This is a genomic window from Streptomyces sp. KL109B (assembly GCF_030766935.1).
In the GTDB taxonomy this organism is placed as follows: domain Bacteria; phylum Actinomycetota; class Actinomycetes; order Streptomycetales; family Streptomycetaceae; genus Streptomyces.
Map to the genome: position 1 here is coordinate 35,568 of NZ_JASERL010000009.1, position 23,513 is coordinate 59,080.

The following is a 23,513-nucleotide window of genomic DNA, read 5'->3' on the forward strand; positions in this document are numbered from 1 at the left end:
TGGGGCGTTGCTTGCCCGTTGCGCTCACCTGTGACTCCACGCCTCTCGCCAAGGCCCCACGAAATCTCGCGGCAACAACCTATTGACATGACATTTGAACTGGAGTCATCGTACTCGCACTAGAGCGCGCTAGTAGAGCGCGCCAGTCGCGAATCTTTCCCGTGGCTGCTTCTGGTCCTGTTCTTGTCCTGCTTTCTTGTGCCGCTTCTCTGTCCTGAGTGAAGGGACCCCCGCGTGATGTCGTTCGAAGTGCTGACCATGGGCCGTGTAGGCGTGGATGTGTATCCCCACCAGACGGGTGTCGGCCTGGCGGAGGTCTCTTCGTTCGGCAAATACCTGGGTGGCAGCCCGACCAACGTGGCGGTGGCCGCGGCGCGCTACGGCCGCAGCGCCGCTGTCATCACGAAGACGGGCCGAGACCCCTTCGGTGGCTTCGTGCGGGCGGCGCTGGACGGGTACGGCGTGGACGTGTCGTTCGTCGGTACGTCGGACGTCGCGCCCACTCCGGTGACGTTCTGCGAGATCTTTCCGCCGGACGACTTCCCGCTGTACTTCTACCGCGAGCCCAAGGCTCCGGACCTGGACATCCGGCCGGAGGACCTGGATCTGGACGCGGTGCGCGAGGCGGCCGTGTTCTGGATGACGGGGACCGGGCTGAGCGAGGAACCGAGCCGGTCGGCCACGCTGGCGGCGCTCGAACACCGCGCGAAGTCCGGAGTGACGGTCTTCGACCTGGACTGGCGGCCGATGTTCTGGAACGGCGCGGCCGGGAGTGACGCCGCCCAGGCCCGCTCCCACTACGCCGAGGCGCTCGCCCACGCGACCGTGGCGGTCGGCAATCTCGACGAGTGCGAGGTGGCGACCGGGGAGCGGGAGCCGTACGCCGCGGCAAAGGCCCTACTGGCGGCCGGAGTTGAGCTGGCCGTGGTCAAGCAGGGTCCGAAGGGTGTCCTGGCCATGGACCGGGACGGCGTCGTGGAGGTGCCGCCGGTGCCGGTGGACGTGGTCAACGGGCTCGGCGCGGGCGACGCGTTCGGCGGGGCCCTGTGCCACGGGCTGCTCTCCGGGTGGACCACTGAGCGCACGGTGTCGTTCGCCAACGCGGCAGGGGCGATCGTGGCGGGCCGGCTCGCCTGCTCCGATGCGATGCCGGTCGAGTCCGAGGTCGAGAACAAGCTGAACGAGGTGCACAGTGCCGTCTCCTGAACCGTTTCTGGAACCGCCTGTTGAGTCGTCTCTCGACAGGGCCGGCATCGTCGACCGGGTCGTCGGCGCCCGGGTGAACGACCCCGGCGCGATCGCGGCGGCCGCCGCGCGGCGGGTGAAGGCCACCTCGCCGTTCGGCGAGCACGGCAAGGTAATGATCATTGCGGCGGACCATCCGGCGCGCGGCGCCAACGCGGTGGGCGACGACCCGCAGGCGATGGCCGACCGGTTCGAGCTGCTGGAGCGGATGTGCATCGCACTTCAACGCCCCGGTGTGACAGGCGTGTTGGCGACCGCCGACGTTCTGGAGGACCTGCTGCTGCTCGGTGTGCTGGACGGCAAGAGCGTGTTCGGTTCGATGAACCGTGCCGGTCTCGCCGGGTCGGTGTTCGAGATCGACGACCGGTTCACCGGGTACGACGCGCAGACCATCGCCGCGATGGGCTTCGACGGCGGCAAGATGCTCACGCGGATCGCCCTGGGTGACGCGGCGACCCCGTCCGTCCTGGAGAACACGGCACGTGCGGTGGACGAGCTGAACGACCGGCAGCTGATCGCGATGGTCGAGCCGTTCCTGTCGTCCTGGCAGGAGGACGGGCGGATCCGCAACGACCTGTCCACCGAGGCCGTCATCAAGTCGGTCACCATCGCGTCGGGCCTGGGGCGTCGTAGCGCGTACACGTGGCTCAAGCTGCCGGTGGTTGAGGACATGGAGCGCGTGCTGGCCGCCTCGACGATGCCCGCCGTGCTGCTGGGCGGCGAGGTCAAGGACCCCGAGGCGGCGTTCGCGTCGTGGGGGCGGGCGCTGAAGCTGCCGACCGCGCAGGGGCTGACCGTGGGCCGCTCGCTGCTGTACCCCTCGGACGGCGATGTGGCCGGTGCCGTGGACCGGGCGGTGGGCCTGCTGTGAGCACACACATCGACACCGCCAAGTACCACCTCCCCAAGGGGACGTCGGCCACGGGGGAGTACGAGCTGGAGGTGACTCCCGAGTCGGCTGGCTGGGGCCACTCCGGTCTCAAGGTACTCACCTTGTCACCCGGCGAGGCGCACACCTTCCGCACCGGCGACGCCGAGTTCCTCGTCCTCCCTCTGGAGGGAGCCGTCACGGTCGGTGTGGCGGACGAGACCTTCGAACTCGCAGGCCGTAGTGGCGTGTTCGCGGCCGCCACCGACTTCGCGTACGTGCCGCGTGCGAGCGAGGTCACGGTCACGAGCGCGGCCGGTGGCCGTTTCGCGCTCCCCTCGGCGCGCACGGAGCGTGCCCTGCCCGCCAGGTACGGGCGCAAGGAAGACGTGCCGGTGGAGCTGCGTGGTGCGGGGGCGTGCTCGCGGCAGGTCAACAACTACTGCCTGCCGGGCACGTTCGAGGCGGATCAACTGCTGGTGTGCGAAGTCCTCACACCGGGCGGCAACTGGTCCTCGTACCCGCCGCACAAGCACGACGAGGCCCGCCCTGGCCAGGAGTCGCAGCTTGAGGAGATCTACTACTTCCAGCTCTCCGGCGGTGCCGACGCCTTCGCCTATCAGCGGGTCTACGGCACCGAGGACCGGCCGCTGGACGTGCTGGCCGAGGTGCGGTCCGGGGACACGGTGCTGATCCCGCACGGCTGGCACGGTCCGTCGATCGCCGCGCCCGGCTACGACCTGTACTACCTCAACGTCATGGCGGGCCCGGGACAGGACCGTGCCTGGCTGATCTGTGACGACCCCGCCCATGGCTGGGTCCGCACCACCTGGGCCTCCCAGGACGTGGACGACCGGCTTCCCTTCGGAGGGGACACGGAACGATGAACACGGTACGACTGACCACCGCGCAGGCCCTGGTGCGGTTCCTGGCCAACCAGTACAGCGAACGCGACGGGCAGGAACAGCGCCTGATCCCCGGCGCCTGGGGCATCTTCGGGCACGGCAACGTGGCCGGCATCGGGCAGGCCCTGCTGCAGGCTTCGGTGACCGGGGAGGCCGACCTTCCCTACTACCTGGCCCGCAACGAGCAGGGCATGGTGCACGCCGCCGTCGCTTTCGCGAAGATGCGGGACCGGCTCTCCGCGTTCGCGTGCAGCGCCTCGACAGGGCCCGGCTCCACGAACATGATCACCGGTGCGGCGCTTGCGACCACGAACCGCGTCCCGGTGCTGCTGCTGCCCTCCGACATGTTTGCCACGCGGGCCGCCGACCCGGTGCTGCAACAGCTGGAGGACACCCGCGGCGGCGACGTCACGGTCAACGACTCGTTCCGGGCGGTGTCGAAGTACTTCGACCGGATCACCCGGCCCGAGCAGCTGATCCCGGCGGCACTCGCGGCGATGCGGGTGCTCACCGACCCGGTCGAAACGGGCGCGGTCACCCTCGCGCTGCCCCAGGACGTGCAGGCCGAGGCGCACGACTGGCCTCTCGCGTTCTTCCGGCACAGGGTGTGGCACATCGGTCGCCCGCTGCCGGAGCCCACCGCCGTCGAACGGGCGGCAGCGCTGCTGAAGACGGCGAAGCGGCCCCTGATCGTGGCCGGTGGCGGCGCCGTCTACTCCGGCGCCGAGACAGCGCTGCGGGCGTTCGCCGAAACCACCGGCATCCCGGTCGCCGACACCCACGCGGGCAAGGGCGCCGTGCCCTGGGACCACCCGTGCGCGGTCGGCGGCATCGGCTCCACCGGCGCGTACGCGGCCAACGAGCTGGCGAGGACCGCGGATGTGGTGCTCGGCATCGGCACCCGCTACTCCGACTTCACCACCGCGAGCCACACCGTCTTCGCCGACCCGGACGTCACCTTCGTCAACCTGAACGTGGCCCGACTGGACGCCGTGAAGCACTCGGCCGAACCGCTGGTGGCCGACGCCCGTCTCGGGATCGAAGCCCTGGCCGCCGCGCTCTCCGACTGGCAGGTGTCACCGGAGTACCGGGTTCACACCCGCCAACTCATCGCCCGGACACGCGAGATAGAGAACAACTGCTTCACCGTGGGCCAGGAACCCCTGCCCGCGCAGACGGAGATCCTCGGCGCCCTGAACGAGTCCCTCGACGACCGTGCCGTGGTCATCAACGCGGCCGGTTCGATGCCTGGTGACCTGCAGCAGCTGTGGCGGGCCCGGGACCCGAAGGCCTACCACGTCGAGTACGCGTACTCCTGCATGGGCTACGAGGTCGCCGCCGGTGTCGGCGCCAAGATGGCCGACCCGAGCCGGGAGGTCGTCGTCCTGGTCGGGGACGGCTCGTACCTGATGATGGCTCAGGAGATCGTCACCATGGTCTCCGAGGGCCTCAAGGTCATCATCGTCCTCGTCCAGAACCACGGCTTCGCCTCCATCGGCGCGCTGTCCGAATCGCTGGGCTCGCAGCGCTTCGGCACCAAGTACCGCTACCGCAACGGCACATCGAGGCAGCTCGACGGCGACGTCCTGCCCGTCGATCTGGCCGCGAACGCCGCCTCGCTGGGTGCGGACGTCCTGCACGCCACCACCGTCGACGAGTTCCGTACCGCGATGGGCAAGGCGAAGGCCGCCGAACGCACCACCGTCGTGCACGTCGAAACCGACCTGTACGGGCCCAACCCTCCCGCCCACGGCTGGTGGGACGTCCCGGTCAGCGAGGTCTCCGCCCTCGACACCACCCGGTCCGCGCACGAGACGTACGCCGCGCACAAACGCAACCAGCGCCACTACCTGTAGTACCGCCCGCAGCACCACGCGCAAAGGAATCCCCTCATGAACACCGTCCCGCACTGGATCAACGGCGCCCCGTACCCCGTCGGCGCATCCGACACCACGGCGCCCGTCTTCAACCCGGCCACCGGCCAGGAGCGCGCGCGAGTCACCCTCGGCGACGGCGCCGCAGTGGACCGGGCGGTCGGCGCCGCGTCCGCCGCCTTCGAGACATGGTCGGAGTCCTCGCTCACGCAGCGCACCCAAGTCATGTTCAACTTGCGGCAGTTGCTGGTGGAGCACGAGGAGGAACTGGGCCGGATCATCTCCGCCGAGCACGGCAAGACCGTCGACGACGCGCGCGGCGAGATCACCCGCGGCCGTGAGGTCGTCGAGTTCGCCTGCGGGCTCGGCGACGTCCTCAAGGGGTCGTTCTCCGACCAGGTCTCGCGCGGCGTGGACGTGCGCGACTTCCGCCAGCCGCTCGGTGTCGTCGCCGGCATCACCCCGTTCAACTTCCCCGCCATGGTCCCGCTGTGGATGCACCCCATCGCCATCGCGACCGGCAACACCTTCATCCTCAAGCCCAGCGAGCGCGATCCGTCGGCCGCCAACTTCGTCGCCGAGCTGTACCGGAAGGCGGGGCTGCCCGACGGTGTCTTCAACGTCGTGCACGGCGGCAAGGACGCGGTCGACACGATCCTGACCCACCCCGGCATCGAGGCGGTCTCCTTCGTCGGCTCCACCCCGATCGCCAAGTACGTGCACGCGCAGGGCACATCGAACGGCAAGCGCGTCCAGGCACTCGGCGGGGCCAAGAACCACGCCGTCGTCCTCCCGGACGCGGACCTGGAATTCGCCGCCAACCACATCACCGCAGGCGCCTACGGCTCCGCCGGCGAACGCTGCATGGCCGTCTCCGTCGCGGTCGCCGTGGGCGACGCCGCCGACGGCCTCGTCGAGGTCCTGGCCCGCAAGGCCCGCGAGGTGAAGGTCGGCCCCGGCGACGCGGCCGACACGGAGATGGGCCCGCTGGTCACGCAGGCCGCGCGGGAGCGCGTCGAGAACGCCGTCGGCACCGCCGCCGGGCAGGGGGCCACCGTCGTCGTCGATGGCCGGGGACTGAAGGTCGACGGGTATGAGGACGGCTTCTTCACCGGTCCTTCCCTCCTGGACCACGTCACTGTCGAGATGGACGCCTACAAGAACGAACTGTTCGGCCCGGTCCTCGCCGTGGTCCGCGTCGACACCCTCGACGAGGCCATCGAACTGATCAACGCCAACCCCTACGGCAACGGCACCGCCCTGTTCACCGACTCAGGCGAGGCCGCCCGCCGGTTCGAGCGCACCATCCGCGTCGGCATGATCGGTGTCAACGTGCCGGTCCCGGTCCCGATGTCGTACTACTCCTTCGGCGGCTGGAAGGACTCCCTCATCGGCGACTCGCCCGTCCACGGCCACGAAGGTGTCCGCTTCTACACCCGCCCCAAGGTCGTCACCACCCGGTGGCCCCGGCCCGCCCAGCATGTCGCCGCCGGCTTCACCTTCCCCACCTCCAGCTGACCACCGTCCCCCGCACGTGAAGGAATCGACCATGGCAACGGCGCCCACCCCTCTGCGTACCACTGTCGGCAACCTCTGTCTCGGCTCCGCCCCGGACTCCTGGGGCATCTGGTTCCCCCAGGACGAGCACCAGGTCCCCTACACGCGGTTCCTCGACGAGCTGGCGCAGGCCGGATACGAATGGCTCGAACTCGGCCCGTACGGCTATCTGCCCACCGAACCGGCCGTCCTCGCCGAGGAGTTGGCCGTGCGCGGCCTCAAGGTGTCCGGCGGCACCGCGTTCGGCGCGCTGCACCGTCCCGAGGCATGGGACGACATGCTCACCCACGTACGGCAGGTCGCCACGCTGACCGCCGCTGCCGGGGCACACCACCTGGTGCTCATCCCGCCCATGTACCGGGACGAGAAGACCGGCGACTTCACCGAGTCGCCCGAGCTGAGTGCCGCACAGTGGGCCGGCTTCGGCAAGGCCGCCGACAGGCTCGGCAAGCTGCTGCTGGACGATTACGACATCCGGCTCGTCCTGCACCCGCACGCCGACAGCCACATCCAGACGCAACCAGAGATCGAGCGGCTGCTGAACGAGTCGGACTCCCGTTACACGAACCTGTGCCTGGACACCGGGCACGTCGCGTACGGCGGCGGCGACAACCTCGACCTGATCCGCCGGTTCGGTGAGCGCGTCGGCTACGTCCACATCAAGCAGATGGACCCGGACGTGCTCGCCCAAGTAGCCGCGGAGGGGCTGTCGTTCGGCGAGGCCGTCAAGCGCGGGGTGTGCGTGGCGCCGCCCGCCGGTGTGCCGAACCCGGCCGACGTGGTCACCGAACTCGCCTCCCTGGACGCGGAGTTGTTCGTCGTCGTCGAGCAGGACCTGTACCCGTGCGCCCCCGACGTGCCGCTGCCGATCGCCGTCCGCACGCGCGAGCACCTGGCCGACTGCGGACTGACCGGAACCCGACGCCCGCTCCACACCCGGTAGGAGGCTGCCATGGACGTCAAGGACGACGCGACCACGGCAGCACCCGAGCCCGCGAACGTACCGCCCCCGGCCGTCGCCAAGCGGCTGCGGCTCATCACCCTCGTCGCCACCTTCGGCGGCCTCCTGTTCGGCTACGACACCGGCGTCATCAACGGCGCGCTGCCGTACATGACCGAGGACCTCGGACTCACCCCGGTGACCGAGGGCATGGTCACCAGCTCGCTGCTGCTCGGCGCCGCGTTCGGCGCGGTCATCGGGGGACGGCTCTCGGACGGCCGGGGCCGACGGCGCACGATCCTGACCCTCGCCGTCGTGTTCTTCCTCGGCGCGCTCGGCGGCACCCTCGCGCCGACCACCGAGACACTCATCGCGGCGCGATTCATCCTCGGACTAGCGGTCGGCGGCGCGTCGGTGACGGTGCCCGTCTACCTGGCGGAGATCTCTCCCGCCGAACGGCGCGGCGCCCTCGTCACCCGGAACGAACTCATGATCGTGAGCGGCCAGTTGCTCGCCTTCACCAGCAACGCCGTCATCGCGCGCGTCGGCGGCGAGTCCGGAGGTGTGTGGCGCTACATGCTGGTGATCGCGACGCTGCCCGCCGTCGTGCTCTGGTTCGGCATGCTGGTGATGCCCGAGAGCCCACGGTGGCTCGCCTCGCAGAGCCGCTTCTCCGAGGCCCTCACCGTGCTGCGACAGGTCCGGGAGGAGGCGCGGGCGAAGGCCGAGCTGTCCGAGGTCTCCGCGCTCGCCGTCCGCGACGAACAGGAGAAGCTCGGCGGCTGGCGGGACATGCGCGCCACGCCCTGGCTGCGCAAACTGATGCTGGTCGGCTTCGGCATCGCGATCGTGCAGCAGGTCACCGGCGTCAACACGATCATGTATTACGGCACCCAGATCCTCACCGACTCGGGCCTCGCCTCCGACAGCGCACTGACCGCGAACATCGCCAACGGCGTGATCTCCGTCGCCGCGACGTTCCTCGGCATCTGGCTGCTCGGCCGGGTGCCGCGCCGCCCGATGCTGATGACCGGCGTGTGCGGCACCACGGCGGCCCTGCTGCTGATCGGCGTCTGCTCCCTGACGCTGCCGCAGGGCCCCGGACGCGCCTTCGCCGTCCTCGCCATGACGGTCACCTTCCTCGCGTTCCAGCAGGGCGCGGTCTCGCCGGTGACCTGGCTGATGCTCTCGGAGATCTTCCCGAGCAGGATGCGCGCCTTCGGGATGGGCATCGCGGCGGTGGTGCTGTGGCTGACGAACTTCTGCGTCGGCCTGCTGTTTCCCTCGCTGGTCTCCGGCATCGGCATCTCCGCCACCTTCTTCCTGTTCGTGGCGGCGGGCCTCTGCGCCCTGGCCTTCATCAAGCGGTACGTCCCCGAGACCAAGGGCCGCACGCTCGAAACCCTCGAAGCGGAACTGCGCACCCGCTTCTCCTGAACTCCCCACCCCCCGCAGGCCCGTTGAGGGCACATCGTGAAAGGCAGAACCATGACCGTACGCATAGGTGTGATCGGCGCCGGCTGGATCGGCCAGGAGCACATCCGCCGCCTCACCCACGTCGTCACCGGGGCCCGGATCACCGCCGTGACCGACATCGACGCGGAGCGCGCGGCCCAGGCGGCCAAGCCCGTCGGCGCACGGGTGCACCCCGACGGTGCCACGCTGATCGCCTCCGACGACGTCGACGCCGTACTCGTCACGTCCTGGGGCCCCACCCACGCCGAGCATGTGCTGAACGCCATCGCGGCGGGCAAGCCCGTGTTCTGCGAGAAGCCCCTCGCCACCACTCCCGAGGACTGCCTGAAGATCGTCGAGGCGGAGCAGGCGCACGGCAGCCGACTCGTCCAGGTCGGCTTCATGCGCCGCTTCGACCAGGGTTACCGGCAGATGAAGGACGTCATCGACGCGGGCCGCATCGGCACCCCGCTGATCGTGCACTGCGCCCACCGCAACGCGTCCGTCCCGGAGTCCTACACCTCCGACATGGCCGCCCTCGACACCGCCGTGCACGAGATCGACGTGCTGCGCTGGCTCCTCGACGACGAGATCGTCTCCACCCAGGTGATCACCCCGCGTCCGACGAGCAAGCGTTTTGCGCACCTCAAGGACCCGCAGATCATGCTCTTCGAGACCGCGAACGGCGTCCGTATCGACCTGGAGGTCTTCGTCAACTGCCAGTACGGCTACGACATCCAGTGCGAGACGGTCGGCGAGGAAGGACTCGTACGGCTGCCCGACCCGTCGGCCGTCGGCGTCCGCACCGCGGCGGCGCACAGCACCGAGGTGCTCACCGACTGGGTGGGCCGCTTCGAAGCCGCCTTCGACACCGAGTTCCGGGAGTGGATCGAGGACATCGCCGCCGGCCAGGAACCCACCGGACCCTCCGCCTGGGACGGCTACGCCGCGACGGTCATCACCAGCGCGACCGCCCAGGCCCTGGAGACAGGCCAGGTCGTCAACACCGCCATGAAGGACCGACCGGCCTTCTACGCGCCCCGCAGCGCCCGGTGACGACACCCTCAGACGACGGTGCCGCCGCGGCTGCGCCCACCGCCTGACCACTCGCACCCAAGACCCCCCCCAAGCCCCCCCCAAGACTCCTCCCCAAGGTACGCATCATGGCTTTGAAGCTGGGCGCCTACACGGCCTGCCTGCATGACCGGCCGCTCTCCGAGGCCCTGGACATCCTGAAGGCCAACGGCCTGACCTCCGTCGAGGTCAACACCGGCGGCTTCATCCCCGCCCCGCACTGCCCCGTCGACCAGTTGCTCTCCTCGTCCGCCGCACGCGAGGAGTACCTCGCCACATTCGCCGACCGCGGCATGGAACTGACCGGACTCAACTGCAACGGCAACCCACTCAACCCACTGCCGGGGGTGGGCGTGCAGCACGCCGACGACCTGCGCCGCACCATCCGTCTCGCCGGACTGCTCGGGGTCAGGCACGTCGTGACCATGTCCGGCACCCCGGGATCGGATCCCGACGCCAAGTACCCCTCATGGGTCGTGAACCCGTGGGACGGCGTCTACATGGACGTCCTCGACTACCAATGGGGCGTAGCCGTCGACTTCTGGAAGGAGATCGACGCCCTCGCCCGCGAGAACAATGTCCGGGTCGCCATCGAGATGCACCCGCACAACGTGGTGTTCTCCCCGGTCACCCTCAAGCGCCTCGTCGACGCGACGGGCGCGACCAACATCGGGGCGGAGATGGACCCTTCGCATCTGATGTGGCAGGGCATGGACATCGTCGCCTGCATCAAGTGGCTGGGACCGCTGGTGTTCCACGCCGCGGCGAAGGACGCCACGCTCTGTCCGGGCGTCGACGTCCGCGGCGTACTCGACACGTCCTTCACGCGGGTGCCCGCCGACGCCGAAGGGAAGGTGCCGACGGGGCCCGGCTTCTGGTGCAACGCCTGGCCCGAGAACCCGGCCTGGAAGTTCGTCGCCGTCGGCCTCGGCCATGATATCGCCTACTGGACCGAGTACCTGCGCGCGCTCGCCGAGGTGAACCCGGACATGGCGGTGAACATCGAGCACGAGGACGCCGCGTACTCCCGGACCGAGGGCCTCGCCCTGGCGGCCAAGAACCTGCGCGGTGCCGCATCGGCCCTGTGACCCACCACCCGCCCGCAATTCGACGGAGGACACCAGTGAAGCTCGCCCTCGACCCCCAGATGTTCTACTCGACGCACTCGGTGCTCGAACTGCCCGACGTCGTCGCGCGCATGGGCTACTCCTGGATGGAGCTGTCGCCCAAGGCCGACTTCATCCCGTTCTTCAGCCACCCCCGCGCCGACGACGCCACGGTGGCCACACTGCGCAAGCGCGCCGCCGACGCCGGGGTGGGCATCGCCTCGGTCCTTCCGGTCCTGCGCTGGTCGGGCCCCGGCGAGGAGGAGCGGCAGGCCGCCGTACGCGCCTGGAAGCGAGCGATCCAGATCAGTGTCGACCTCGGCGTCGACACGATGAACTCCGAGTTCAACGGCCGCCCCGAGGGAGCCGAGTTCGCCGAGAGCCAGTTCCTGCGCTCGATGGACGAACTCATCCCGGTGTTCGAGCGCGAGGGCGTCAAGCTCGTCCTCGAACCCCACCCCGACGACTTCATCGAGGACGGCCACGCCGCGGTGAACATGGTGCGCGGGCTCAACAGGGACTGGATCTCCTTCCTCTACTGCACACCACACACCTTCCATCAGGGCAACGACGCGGCGGGCATCATCAACGCGGCGGCCGCCAAGGTCTCCTACGTGCACCTCGCCGACACCCTCGACCACACCGCCTCCAGTGGGCTGCGCTACATCGTCAACCCGCCCGGCTCGCCCGTCCGCGTCCACCAGCACGCCGAACTGGGCCGTGGCGAGGTCGACTTCGACGAGGTGTTCGCCGCGCTCGCCGCTGTCGGGTTCGACGGCGTGATCTCGTCGTGTGTGTTCGGCTGGGAAGAGCACGCCGAAGCGATCAGCATCCGCCAGCGGGAGAAGGCGACAGCGCTGATCGACAGGCACTTTCCCGCTGGTGTGCTGGAGAGCCCCGGGGCGCGGGGGGCCGCAGTGAGTCCACTTCAGCCCGCAGCCTCGTCCGTCAGTTGAGTGGGGCTGCGATGTGGAGCCGAGATGATGTGTCGTGCCGTCACCACTTCGACAACGTGACGGGATGGATGCCGAGCTCGGGTCGTGTCCCGCCGAGGACGCTGTTGGCGAACCCGGTGGGGGAGGTGTGGGCGCGGAAAGGTGTCGCAGTTGTACGTATAACTGCGACACTTTTCCGAGCAGGGGCCGTGTCCCCCCGGCCCCCCAGGACCCGAATTCGCCAACGGTGCCCGCCGAGTGATGTAATCGTGGCCGCTACACATGGAGTTGACCAGCAGGAACGCTGCCAAGCGGCCTCGCCACTACGCCACTCTGCAGGACACGGCCCCGGCAGGGACACTCTTCCTCCCGTGATGATGGTCCGTTAGGGCGGCGCATGTTGCTGATCATGGGTGAACAGCGTTCTGCGCGTAATGAGTTCAGCGGTGATGCTCACGGGCCAGTCGTCCAAGCGGGGGATATGTGGTGGCTTGTCGCCACGCTGTGGATGGGGGTTGGCTGCGCGTGTCTGTGGTACAAGCCCTTCCCTGGGGTGACGCCACTCCAGGTGATCATTCAGTGGTTCGCCGGAGTGTTCGTTCTCGTGGCTCTATCAGCTCGCAACCACCACGTAGCAACAACCGGGAGTAGCCGCGCTTGGTGGTCCCTGTTCTGGTGACACAGTGCGCAACAGCGACCGCCACTCGTGCGCCGTCGAGTGGACGGCGTAGCAGCACGGTGGGTCGTCATGCCCCGGCGCTCGTCCGCAGGGCGACAGCCCCGGCGTCATCAGCCACGGCTGCCAGGCCTCAGACTCCGCACACCGGCTCCGACCAGGACGGGTGAGTTCTCGGCAAGGGCAGGGTGACCACTGGATCCCCGTGGGCGAACAGCGCGAGGCGATCGCCCCGGTGGAGTTGCCTCACGCCTCCTCGGCGCGGCCATCACAACGCGGTGATGGAGCGGGGGAGTCGGCCGCCGGCACCTCGCGGATGCGTGCTGTTCTCGACCGCGCCCGGGTTCGCGCCGGCGCCTCTTCGACGGGTGGCGCGGTCGACGCCCGTACGACGAGTTCCGTGGCGAGTTCGATGTGGTGGGACTCGGTCCGCTCGCCGTTCGCCAGGCGCAGCGCGGTGCGCAGCGCGACGCCGCCCATCTCGCGCAGCGGCTGGTGCACGGTGGTCAGTGACGGTGATGCCATGCGGGCCAGCAGCGTGTCGTCGAAGCCGACCACGCTCAGCTCCTCGGGGATGCGCAGGCCGCGGGTGCGGGCGGCCTCGATGGCGCCGAGGGCGATCTCGTCGTTGCCGGTGAAGATCGCCGTCGGTGGTTCGTCCAGGCCGAGGAGTGCGGCGGCGCCGAGCAGGCCCGCCTGGTGGGTGAAGGCCCCGTGCCGGACATACGCGGCGGGTGTCGGGGCGCCCGCCGCCTCCAGGGCGGCGCGGTAGCCGTGCATACGGGCCTGGTTGCAGACGGCCATCGCCGGCCCGCCGAGATAGCCGATGCGGCGGTGGCCGAGCCGGATCAGGTGCTCGGTCGCGGCCAGGCCCCCGGCGAAGTTGGTCGCCCCGACGCTGTGGATCCTGCTGTGCGGCAGGTGCAGCGGGTCGAGGACGACGAGCGGAAGTCCGGCCCGTGCCAGCTCCTTCACATGCGCGGCCGTGTACATGCTGGTGACCGCGATGAGGGCGCGCCGCCCGGCCGACACCAGGTCCCGCGCCCAATGCGGGGCGGGCGGCGCCGACTTGCTGATCACGACCGAGGCGCCGAGTTCGGCGGCGGCGTCGATGATGCCTTCGAGCGCTTCGGCCGAGTACGTCTTGAGGTCGCCGTTGAACTGCACCTCGATCGTCGGGTTCTTCGCGGGCTCGGTGTGCCGGAACACGGGGGCCAGGTAGTCGTGTTGGCGCAGCAGCTCCTGCACCCGGGCGCGGGTCTGCGGTGCCACGTCGCTGCGGTCGTTGACCACCTTGGACACGGTCGCGACGGAGACGCCCGCCGCGCGGGCGATGGTCGCCAGGGTGGTGCGTCTAGCGTGCGGTGGCATCGGTTTCTTCCAGGGTTACGTCCACCGGAGTGGTGAGCCGCCGGTCGTGTCCGACCTGCCGGGTGGGGCCCGTCAATCGTACGGCAGCCCGGCAGATCGGCTCCTGGGACGAGGTGCCGACCTGCACCTCGATCTCGCCGGGCTCGACGATCCGGGTGAGATCGCGTCCGGTGAACGCGGTCCGGTCGGCGTGCACCCGGAAGGTCACCCGGGCACTCGCCCCCGCAGCGAGGTCGACCTGCTGGAAGCCGGTCAACTGTCGTACGGGGCGCGTCACTTGGGCGACGGGGTCGCGCAGGTAGAGCTGGACGACCTCACGACCCTGCCGGGCGCCGGTGTTGCGCACCCGCACGGACACCGTGAACTCGCCGTCGGTGGGGATGTCGCCCGCGCTCACGCGCAGGTCCCCGATCGCGAACGTGGTGTACGACCTGCCGTATCCGAAGGGGAACAGCGGCGTCGGGTCGACGCTGCTGATGCCCTGCGTGTGCGCGCCCAGGGGCGGTTGCAGATACGTGCCGGGCTGGCCGCCGGGGCGGCGCGGAATCTGCACCGGCAGCCTGCCCGCCGGCTGGACGCGCCCGGACAGCACCCCGGCGATCGCCGCCGCACCCTCCTGCCCCGGCATGAACGCCTGGACGAGCCCGGCCGCCCGGGGACGCACCTCGCCCAGCGCGTACGGGCGACCGGACAGCACCACCACGACCACGGGCGTACCGGTGGCGAACAGCTGCGCGAGCAACTCGGCCTGTACGCCAGGTAGTTGCAGGTCCTCTACGTCGCAGCCCTCGCCGGACGTGCCGTTGCCGAACAGGCCCGCGCGGTCGCCCACCACCGCGACACACAGCTCCGCCCCGCGAGCCGCGGCCACCGCCGCGGCGAAACCGGACCGGTCCGCCTCACGTACGTCGCAGCCCGGTTCGAAGACGACCTCGGTGTCCGGGAGTTCACCGCGCAGTGCGTCCACGACCGTCGGCGCCGAGATGCCCAGCGGCAGCCCGGGGTGGCGGGGCAGGACGTGGTTGGGGAAGGCGTAACAGCCCATGAGCGTACGAGAGTCCGCCGCGCACGGCCCCACCACGGCGATGCGGCCCGGCGCCGCACGTCCCGCAGCCGTGTCGACGAGTGGCAGCGCGCCGCCCTCGTCGAGCAGGACGACGGACCGCTCGGCCAGCTCCCGTGCCAGGTCGCGGTTTTCCGGCGAGTCCAGGTCTCTCGTCGCGGCTGAGGCGACCGAGTCCTCGGGCGTCCAGCCGGGGTCGAGCAGGCCCGACTCGATCTTCTGGGTCAGTAGCCGGCGCACCGCCCGGTCGAGCAGCGCCTCCGAAAGTTCACCCCGGCGCACCCGTTCCTCCAGGTGCCGGCCGAAGGTGAGCGTGTCCGGAAGCTCCACGTCGATGCCCGCGTCGAGGGCCATGGCGCCCGCCTCGTCGAAGTCGGCCGCGACCCCGTGCAGTCCGGCGAGGAACGCGAGCGACCCGTAGTCGGAGACGACCGTGCCCCCGAACCCCCAGTCCTCGCGCAGCAGTTGGGTCAGCAGCCAGGGGTCGGCGCCGGCCGGGACGCCGTCGATGTCGGAGTAGGAGTTCATCACGGAACGGGCCCCGCCCAGCGCGATCGCCGTCTCGAACGGCGGCAGGATGACATCCATGAGTTCGCGCCGGCCCATCGGTACGGGGCCGTGGTTGCGGGCGCCGCGGGCGGCCGAGTACCCGGCGAAGTGCTTCAGGGTGGCGATGACACCCGCGTCCTCCAGGCCGCTGACGTAGGCGGCACCGAGCGTCGACACCAGGTAGGGGTCCTCGCCCATGGTCTCCTCGACCCGGCCCCACCGGTAGTCCCGTACCACGTCCAGGACCGGAGCGAGGCCCTGGTGCACGCCGAGCGCCCGCATGTCCCGCCCGATCGCCCCGCCGACGCGGCGCACCAGGTCCGGGTCGAAGGCCGCCGCCCACGCGAGCGGTGCGGGGTAGACGGTGGCGCCGTAGGTGTTGAACCCCGTCAGGCACTCCTCGTGGGCCAGGGCCGGGATGCCGAGCCGGGAGCCCTTGAGGACCGTGTGCTGCTGTGCGACCAGCAGGGCCGCGCCCTCCTCCACGTGCACCGGACGGCTTCCGTACACCCGCGTGAGGTGGCCGAGCCCGTCCCGCGCCGCCTCCTGGAGCGGAACGCGCCCCGCGTCCTTGAACAGGGCTTCCAGAGGCGCCACTTGGGGCCGCTCGGCCCGTTCGTCAACGGCTTCTCCGTCGCGGGCCCGCTCGTCACCGGCCACCCCGTCGTCGCCTGTTTCGTGCCCCATGAAGTTGCCGAGCCAGCGGCTGCCGAGCTGCGCGACCTTCTCCGCCACCGTCATCTCGTCGATCAGAGCGTCGACCCGCTCGGGCACGGGCAACTCCGGGTCCTGCCAGCGCGGCAGGGTCTGCCCCGTCTCCTGAAGTGGATCAGCCGCGGACATCCGCATCCTCCTCAAGTTTCAGCCGCAGTGCTTCGAAATACTTTCGAGATCTGCCGCCGCTTCCGTGAATGTCGTGCCTGCTTGACGCTACGCAGAAGTGCCTTGCCCCACAACGTTGTTGCGCATGCCTTGACAGCCCAGTACCCGCTCCCTAATTTGCCTCCACAGGGCTGAGCGCTGGCCGGATTTCGAAAAGTTTTCACGGCGGCTCACGAGTCGCCGGTGGCTCTCGAGTGCGGAGAACAGGCATGGAAATCCCCCTCTCTCGACGTCCCGTCTCAAGACGGGCGGTCCTCGGCATCGCCGCCGGCGTCCCGCTCTCCGCGGCGCTCGCGGCCTGCGGCTCGTCAGGGCCGAGCAAGAACGGTGCGGGCGGCAAGGGAGCCACGTACTGGTACCTGAGCGGACAGCCCGACGAGGGCGTCAGGGCCGACGCGGTGAAGGCCTTCAACAAGGCCCACCCCAAGAACCAGATCTCCGGCACCGCCTTCCAGAACGACGCGTTCAAGACGAAGATCAAGACCGCCATCGGTGCCGGGAAGGCGCCCACCATCATCAAGAGCTGGGGCGGCGGGACGCTGCGCAGCTACGTGGAGGCGGGCCAGGTCGAGGATCTGACCCCGTGGTTCGAGCAGCACCCCGAGGTCAAGGAAAAGATCTTCCCCACCGCGTTCCCCGCGGCGACCGTCAAGGGCAAGATCTACGCGATGCCCGTCGAGCGGGTGCAGCCCATTTTCCTCTACTACAACAAAAAGGTCTTCGACAAGGTCGGCGTGAAGCCGCCGCAGTCGTGGGACGACATCATGGATCTGGTGCCCAAGTTCAACGCCAAGGGCATCGCGCCGTTCTCCCTGGGCGGCCAGTCCCGGTGGACGAACATGATGTGGCTGGAGTTCCTCTTCGACCGCATCGGCGGACCTGAGGTGTTCCAGGCCGTCTTCGACGGCGAGAAGAACGCCTGGTCCAACCCTGCCGCCCTCAAGGCCCTTGGCATGGTGCAGGACCTGGTCAAGGCCAAGGGATTCGTCAAGGGCTTCTCGTCGATCACCGCGGACTCCAATGCCGACCAGGCGCTCCTGTACACCGGCAAGGCCGCGATGATGCTGCACGGCTCCTGGTCGTACGGCATCCAGAAGAACGACGGCGGTGACTTCGTCTCCAGCGGCGGCCTGGGCTTCATGAACTTCCCGCGCGTCGAGGGCGGCAAGGGCGATCCGAGCGACACCGTCGGCAACCCAGGCGAGTACCTGTCCATCTCCACGAAGGCCAGTGCCGCGGAGAAGAAGACCGCCAAGGAGTTCTTCGCCAAGGGCATGTTGCAGGACGCCGAGGTGAAGGCCTGGATCGACGGCGGCGGCGTCCCGGTCAAGGTCGGCACCGAGAAGCTGCTCGCCGCTTCCAAGGACGCCGAGTTCCTGCAGTTCACCTACGACATCGCGACCAAGGCCAAGTCGTTCAGCCAGTCCTGGGACCAGGCGCTCAGCCCGACGGCGGCGGAGACGCTCCTCGACAACATCGTCAAGCTGTTCCAACTGTCCATCTCGCCAAAGCAGTTCGCCGCCAACCTCAACGAGGTCATCGGGAAATGACCTCGCTCACCGCCCACCCGCCCCGTCGCGGTCCGCGCAGCGTCCTGCCGTGGCTGACCGTGCCGGCGCTGGTGGTGTTCGTCGGGTTCGCCGTCGTCCCGCTCGTCGGTGTATTCGTGCTGTCCTTCACCACCTGGGACGGCATCGGCGCCATCCACCCGTCGGGGCTCACCAGTTGGCGGGCGGTGCTGACCAACCCCGGCCTCCCGCACGCGGTGCTGGTGACGTTCGAGGTGATGATCGCGTCCTGGGCGTTCCAGACGCCGATCAGCATTCTGCTCGGTACGTTCATGGCGGGACGCCAGCGCTACCGGGCACTGCTCGGGGTGGTGTACTTCGTCCCGCTCCTGCTCAGCTCCGCCGCGATCGCCGTCGCGTACAAGGCGCTGCTGAACCCGACCTTCGGGCTCGGCGCGGGACTCGGCGTCGACTCGCTCAGCAAGGACTGGCTGGGGCGGCCCGGACTCGCGTTCGGCGTCGTCGTCTTCATCGTCTCCTGGCAGTTCGTCCCGTTCCACTCGCTGATCTACCAGGGCGGTGTGCAACAGATCCCCAAGTCCCTCTACGAAGCGGCACAATTGGACGGCGCCGGACGGATCCGGCAGTTCTTCAGCATCACGCTGCCCCAGCTGAAATACACCATCATCACCTCCTCGACGCTGATGGTGGTCGGGTCCCTGACCTTCTTCGACCTCATCTACGTTTTGACCGAAGGGGGGCCAGGAGACGCCACCCGGGTCCTCGCGCTCGACATGTACAAGCGGGGCTTCCAGGCCAACCTGATGGGCCCGGCCAGCGCCATCGCGGTCATCCTCGTCCTGGTGGGCCTCGCCTTCGCCCTGCTGCTGCGCAGGCTCGGCGGCCGGGACGCGGGCGCGAGCCAGCTCGAGGGGGCCTGACGTGACGACCACACTGACCAAGCAGGAGCGCCCGCAGCGCCCGCAGCGGATCCCCCGCCGCGAGCGCCGCCCCCGCGCCGCCGCCCAGCGCCGCAACTGGCTGGGCGGCCTGGCCGGATGGTTCTGGCTCGTCGTCGTGGCGGTGCCCCTGTACTGGACGCTCATCACCAGCTTCAAGGCACAGAGCAGCTATTACACGAGCAACTCGCTGGCCCCGTCCGGCGACCTCACGCTCGACAACTACCGCCTCGTTCTCGAATCCGACTTCGTCTCCTACTTCGTCAACAGCGTCGTGGTCAGCGCCGGCGCGGTGATTCCGGCGGTCGCGTTCTCGTTCATGGCCGCCTACGCGATCGTGCGCGGCGGCCGCACGCGCTACCTGCGCGCGGTCAACGGCCTGTTCCTCATGGGCCTGGCCATCCCGCTGCAGGCCACGGTGATCCCGGTGTACCTGATCATCATCCGGCTGCATCTGTACGACACCCTGCTGGCGCTGATCCTCCCGTCGATCGCCTTCGCCATCCCGCTGTCCGTACTGGTACTCGCCAACTTCATCCGGGACGTGCCCAAGGAGCTGTTCGACTCGATGCGGGTCGACGGTGCCACCGAGTGGGCCACCTTGTGGCGCCTCGCGGCCCCGCTCACCCGCCCCGCCATCCTGACCGTGACCATCTTCAACGCGCTGACCATCTGGAACGGATTCCTGCTCCCGCTGATCCTCACCCAGAGCCCGTCCAAGCGGACCCTGCCGCTCGCTGTGTGGTCCTTGCAGGGCCAGTTCCAGGTCAACGTCCCCGCGATCCTCGCGGCCGTCGTCCTCACCACGCTGCCGATTCTGATCCTGTACGCGTTCGGCCGCCGACAGTTGCTCAGCGGCCTGACTGCCGGTATCGGCAAGTGACGGGGATTTCCCAGGCGGTGGATGTGCGTCCTAGTGTCCTTCTGACGGATCAGGCTGGACGCGGGAGGCCGCCCCTTTTCGGCTCCCCGCGCGGAGCCGCAGCAGGGCCAGCGGGGTGAGGAGTACGGCCAGGAGGCCGCCGGTGAGGCCCAGCGCGGGGAAGCCGGCGCCGGCCACCACCGCGCCGGAGGCCGCCCCGCCCGTGGCGCCCGCGAGGGAGATGCCGACGTCGACGAGGCCCTGGGTGCGGGCCCGGGTGGCCACGGGGAGCGCGTCAGTGATGAGGGCGGTGCCGCTGACGAGGCCGAAGTTCCAGCCGAGGCCCAGCAGGACCAGGGCCGTGGCGAGCGCGGCGACGGAGTGCGGCGGCGCCAGAGCGGCGAGCGCCCCCGCCGCGAGCAGCGTTGTCCCGGAGGCCGCGGCCAGCCACAGCCGTCCGATGCGGTCGACCAGCAGCCCCGTGAGCGGCGACGGCAGATACATGGCGCCCACGTGCAGGGCGATGACCAGGCCCGTTGCCTGGGTACCGTGCCCGTGGGCCTGCATGTGGACCGGCGTCATCGTCATGACAGCGATCATCACGAGTTGGGTGAGGACCATGACAGCGGTGCCGGTGGCCAGGCCGCGGGCGTCCGTACGTCCCGCGGTCTGGGCGGCCGACCCCGGCTCCGCCGTCGCCTCCTCCTCGGCGGCCCGTTCGCGTGCGAGCAGCAGCGGGTCCGGGCGCAGGAGGACGGCCAGGGCCAGGGAGGCCGCACCGTACGCGGCCGTGGCGAGGAGGAAGGGACCCGCGAGGCGCGGTATGCCCCAGGCGTGGGCCCAATTACCTGTCATGTGGACGAGGTTGGGGCCGATGACCGCCCCGAACGTCGTCGCGAACAGGACGGTGCTGACTGCCCGGCCACGCCGCGCGGGCGAGGCGAGGTCGGCCCCGGCGTAGCGGGCGAGGAGGTTGGCGGCCGTGCCCGAGCCGTACACCAGCAGGGAGACGAACAGCAGCGGCACGCTGTCCGCGACCGCGGCGAGCACGACGCCGAGGCTGCCGGCCGCGCCCGCCGCGTACCCCAGGGCGAGCCCGGGGCGGCGGCCCCACCGCTGGCAGAGCCGCCCGATGCCCAGCGAACCGAGCGCGGCGCCCCCGGTGAACAGCGCGCTGGGCAGCCCGGCAAGGCTCGTGGAGCCCAGCATCCGCTCGGCGAGCAACGCCCCCACGGTGATGCCGGCGGCGAGGCCCGCCCCGCTGAGGGCCTGGCAGAGGACGAGGACGGTCAACACCCGTCGCTGCGCCGGGTGTTCGGGCTGTGGCGTCGACCGTCCGGCCTGCGAGGGGCGTGCCACAGAGGTCACGCCGCGCCGATCGGCTCGGCGGGGGCGTTCGGCTCCATCGGTTCGAGCGCCGAGATCTCGTCCAGCGGCATGTCCATGTGCTGGTGCAGGTAGCGCACGATGGTCCAGTGCGGCAGCGCACCCTCGTCGAAGGGCCCGAACTCCCGGCAGTACAGCGGGATCCAGCGCAGCGCCTCCTCGGCGGCCTGCTCGCGGCCCGGCTCGGCCTGGTACTCCTCGTAGGCGATGCTGCGGTGGTGGATGAAGTACCGGCCCGGCAGGCGCTCCTCGCACAGGGCGACGTATTCGCGGGTCTGCAGGATCAGGTAGTGCCAGATCTCGTCGATGGCCTGCTCGACGGGGAGGAAGAGGCCGCTGAGCCGCTCGCGGTACTTCGAGACGAGGTAGAGGTAGCGGAGGCACTCGGTGACCTGCCGCTCCACGTAGGCGCGTTCCTCGCCGGTCTCCTTCACGAAGTACGTGACCACCTCGCCGTGCAGGCCGTGGCCGAGCAGTTCGCGCAGGTCCTCGTCGGTGACGGTCGTGGTGGGTGCTTCGTGCGCCGCCGCGTGCGGGGTCTGCTGGTTGGCCTTGTGGTGCTGGTCGTTCACGTCGTTCCCCTCGGATGCTTCCCTCGGTACTGCCCCGGGTTGTCCCGTACTGTCCCGGCCTTCGCTCCTTCTGAGGGCTGGCGGTACCCGTCAACTCCTCGTCAGCCAGGCGTACTTGCCGGAGGCGCCGATGGGGATGTGGTCCCGGTGTTCGACGCGGCAGGCGCGTCCGGTCAGCGCGGAGACGGAGCGTCCCAGTGCTTCGGACTCGTCCGTGCCGAGCGGCTTGCCGTCGAAGGTGGTGCAGCGGAGCACGGCCGACGGTGACCCGCGCCCCTCCGATTCGGCCTCCGGCAGCAGCAGTTGGTGCACAAAGACGCGGGGTGCGGCGGTGGCGACCCGCTCGTCCAGGTCGCCCGCCGCGACGGGCCCGTCCGGCCCGTCGAGCAGCTCCTTCTCCCGGCCGCAGAACGAGACGATCTTCTCGGGGTCCGGCGAACCGTCCCGCGTACGGGCGCAGTCGCCGGAGCGGTAGCGGACCAGCGGCATGTGCGGGTTGCGGACGCTGGTGACGATGAGGGAGTAGAGGGTGCTGCCCGGGGCGACGGGGTGGAGCTCAACGCTCATCCCCTCCAGGTACGGGCGGTAACCGCCGGTGCGGTCGCTGTAGAAGAGGTAGCCGAGCTCGGTGCTGCCGAAGAGGTCGACGACCGGGCAGTTGAACCGGTTCTCCAGGAAGCGGCGTACATTGCGCGGCGTGTACTCGTACGCGGTGATGATGCTCGCCGGGCGCGGGAACGACTCCGGGTTCTCCCACAGCCCGGCGTCCTCGGCGTGGCGCACGAGGTGTGCCAGGTGGTAGCCGGAGCAGTCCAGGTGGTAGCGGCCCTCGGGGTGCGAGGCGGCGATCGCGCGCAGCTCGCCGAGCATGCGCTCGACATCGGCACGCTCCCACAGGGCGGGGTCGAGGCGCAGGTTGAGATAGACGGTGCGCTCGTCCAACCGCCGGTCGTCGAGGGAGGGTTCGGCGCCCGGGGTGCTTGCGTCCTGTCCGCCGCCGCGCTTCTTCGCATTCACGCGGGCCACGTGTTCGGTCGCAAGGACGGTGGTGAGGGAGGCGCGTCGGCAGCCGTCCCGCCAGGTGTGCGCGATGTCGGGGTGTTCGCTCCACAGCCGGTAGTAGGAGCGGAGCAGGAAGTACGGGGGGCGGATGAGCTGCATCCGCGCGTGGTTGGTGCCGGTGGACAGGACGTACTCCGCCGCGCCGGCCGCGAGGGCGGCCTCCAGTCGCGGCGTCATCCAGTTGTCCGGGAATCCGCGGGCGATCTCGGGCTTCTCCAGCACGGGGAAGTGGCCGCGCGCGACGGAGTCGCGGTAGATCGGTATGTCCTTGACCTGCTCTATGACGTCGGCAGTCGGCTGACCGTCCATGGTCGTCCTCGAAGGATCGGGAGCGTGGGGGGAGGGGGCGGGCCGCGGTCGGTCCTGTCGGTCCGGCCGCGGCCCGCCTGGACCGCCGCTGTCACCCGGGTCGGTGCTCAGCCGTAGTCCTTGATCGTGCGACCGGGTGCGTTCTGCTTCAGGAGATGCAGCCGGTCTTCGGGGCCGCGCTGATGCAGCCCGCCTTGGGGGCGGCGCTGATGCAGCCGTCCTTGGCGGCGGTCGCCGAGTTGGCGGCGACCCAGCCCTGCCAGTTGGCGTCCTGGGCCATCTTCTTGACGAGCTTCTCCATGTCGACCTCCGCAAATGTGGTGGGGACAGCGGTACGACGACCAAGATCCGTACC

19 protein-coding genes are annotated in these 23,513 nt (G+C 69.8%); 13 read left to right on the forward strand and 6 right to left on the reverse strand.

Annotated features, from left to right (window positions below):
- The first annotated feature begins 237 nt into the window (after positions 1-237).
- The 10 genes from iolC (at position 238) to RBJ65_RS27780 (ending at position 11,980) form a co-directional block, all read left to right on the forward strand.
- Positions 238-1,206: a 5-dehydro-2-deoxygluconokinase gene (iolC, locus tag RBJ65_RS27735; protein WP_306322132.1), complete on the forward strand. Its 969-nt coding sequence runs from the start codon at positions 238-240 to the stop codon at positions 1,204-1,206.
- A 46-nt stretch (positions 1,207-1,252) separates the two neighbouring features.
- Complete coding sequence (locus RBJ65_RS27740) at positions 1,253-2,116, forward strand: aldolase (protein WP_306322168.1); 864 nt, start codon at positions 1,253-1,255, stop codon at positions 2,114-2,116.
- A complete protein-coding gene (iolB, locus tag RBJ65_RS27745) occupies positions 2,113-3,000 on the forward strand; it encodes a 5-deoxy-glucuronate isomerase (RefSeq protein ID WP_306322131.1) in 888 nt (295 codons plus the stop codon). Before RBJ65_RS27740 ends, iolB begins: the two co-directional genes overlap by 4 nt.
- On the forward strand, positions 2,997-4,874 hold the full coding sequence (iolD, locus tag RBJ65_RS27750; RefSeq protein ID WP_306322130.1) for a 3D-(3,5/4)-trihydroxycyclohexane-1,2-dione acylhydrolase (decyclizing): 1,878 nt from the start codon (positions 2,997-2,999) through the stop codon (positions 4,872-4,874). The genes iolB and iolD overlap by 4 nt, the downstream gene beginning before the upstream one ends.
- Positions 4,875-4,910: 36 nt before the next feature.
- Positions 4,911-6,410 (forward strand): CoA-acylating methylmalonate-semialdehyde dehydrogenase, encoded by a 1,500-nt coding sequence (locus tag RBJ65_RS27755; protein ID WP_306322129.1) that lies wholly within the window; start codon positions 4,911-4,913, stop codon positions 6,408-6,410.
- A 31-nt stretch (positions 6,411-6,441) separates the two neighbouring features.
- Positions 6,442-7,392 (forward strand): TIM barrel protein, encoded by a 951-nt coding sequence (locus RBJ65_RS27760; RefSeq protein ID WP_306322128.1) that lies wholly within the window; start codon positions 6,442-6,444, stop codon positions 7,390-7,392.
- 9 nt (positions 7,393-7,401) lie between these two features.
- The gene (locus RBJ65_RS27765) at positions 7,402-8,826 is read left to right on the forward strand and encodes a sugar porter family MFS transporter (RefSeq protein ID WP_306322127.1); all 1,425 of its coding nucleotides are present in this window, start codon (positions 7,402-7,404) and stop codon (positions 8,824-8,826) included.
- 51 nt (positions 8,827-8,877) lie between these two features.
- Positions 8,878-9,900 (forward strand): Gfo/Idh/MocA family protein, encoded by a 1,023-nt coding sequence (locus RBJ65_RS27770; protein ID WP_306322126.1) that lies wholly within the window; start codon positions 8,878-8,880, stop codon positions 9,898-9,900.
- Positions 9,901-10,007: 107 nt separating this feature from the next.
- Positions 10,008-11,006, forward strand: a complete 999-nt coding sequence (locus RBJ65_RS27775; RefSeq protein WP_306322125.1) for a sugar phosphate isomerase/epimerase — start codon at positions 10,008-10,010, stop codon at positions 11,004-11,006.
- Between the two features lie 35 nt (positions 11,007-11,041).
- Positions 11,042-11,980, forward strand: coding sequence for a sugar phosphate isomerase/epimerase family protein (locus RBJ65_RS27780; protein WP_306322124.1), 939 nt, complete (start codon positions 11,042-11,044; stop codon positions 11,978-11,980).
- Between the two features lie 901 nt (positions 11,981-12,881).
- On the opposite strand, the gene RBJ65_RS27785 is transcribed toward RBJ65_RS27780, so the two are convergent.
- Together RBJ65_RS27785 and RBJ65_RS27790 are read right to left on the reverse strand one after the other, a co-directional pair.
- Positions 12,882-14,006, reverse strand: coding sequence for a LacI family DNA-binding transcriptional regulator (locus RBJ65_RS27785; protein ID WP_306322123.1), 1,125 nt, complete (start codon positions 14,004-14,006; stop codon positions 12,882-12,884).
- A complete protein-coding gene (locus RBJ65_RS27790; RefSeq protein ID WP_306322122.1) occupies positions 13,990-16,461 on the reverse strand; it encodes a glycoside hydrolase family 3 N-terminal domain-containing protein in 2,472 nt (823 codons plus the stop codon). Before RBJ65_RS27790 ends, RBJ65_RS27785 begins: the two co-directional genes overlap by 17 nt.
- Before the next feature lie 248 nt (positions 16,462-16,709).
- Here RBJ65_RS27790 and RBJ65_RS27795 point away from each other — a divergent pair, with 248 nt between their 5' ends.
- The 3 genes from RBJ65_RS27795 to RBJ65_RS27805 are packed head-to-tail and all read left to right on the forward strand — an operon-like array spanning position 16,710 to position 19,850.
- Complete coding sequence (locus RBJ65_RS27795) at positions 16,710-18,050, forward strand: extracellular solute-binding protein (protein ID WP_306322121.1); 1,341 nt, start codon at positions 16,710-16,712, stop codon at positions 18,048-18,050.
- Complete coding sequence (locus RBJ65_RS27800; protein ID WP_306322120.1) at positions 18,047-18,949, forward strand: carbohydrate ABC transporter permease; 903 nt, start codon at positions 18,047-18,049, stop codon at positions 18,947-18,949. Before RBJ65_RS27795 ends, RBJ65_RS27800 begins: the two co-directional genes overlap by 4 nt.
- 1 nt (position 18,950) lies before the next feature.
- Positions 18,951-19,850, forward strand: coding sequence for a carbohydrate ABC transporter permease (locus tag RBJ65_RS27805; RefSeq protein WP_306322119.1), 900 nt, complete (start codon positions 18,951-18,953; stop codon positions 19,848-19,850).
- A 30-nt stretch (positions 19,851-19,880) separates the two neighbouring features.
- Here RBJ65_RS27805 and RBJ65_RS27810 read toward each other — a convergent pair whose 3' ends face one another.
- The 4 genes from RBJ65_RS27810 to RBJ65_RS27825 form a co-directional block, all read right to left on the reverse strand.
- Positions 19,881-21,197: an MFS transporter gene (locus RBJ65_RS27810; protein WP_372341395.1), complete on the reverse strand. Its 1,317-nt coding sequence runs from the start codon at positions 21,195-21,197 to the stop codon at positions 19,881-19,883.
- Complete coding sequence (locus RBJ65_RS27815; protein ID WP_306322166.1) at positions 21,194-21,700, reverse strand: hypothetical protein; 507 nt, start codon at positions 21,698-21,700, stop codon at positions 21,194-21,196. The genes RBJ65_RS27810 and RBJ65_RS27815 overlap by 4 nt, the downstream gene beginning before the upstream one ends.
- 177 nt (positions 21,701-21,877) lie before the next feature.
- A complete protein-coding gene (locus tag RBJ65_RS27820) occupies positions 21,878-23,158 on the reverse strand; it encodes a hypothetical protein (RefSeq protein WP_306322118.1) in 1,281 nt (426 codons plus the stop codon).
- A gap of 148 nt (positions 23,159-23,306) precedes the next feature.
- Positions 23,307-23,459: a hypothetical protein gene (locus RBJ65_RS27825; RefSeq protein ID WP_266717401.1), complete on the reverse strand. Its 153-nt coding sequence runs from the start codon at positions 23,457-23,459 to the stop codon at positions 23,307-23,309.
- Positions 23,460-23,513 lie beyond the last annotated feature (54 nt).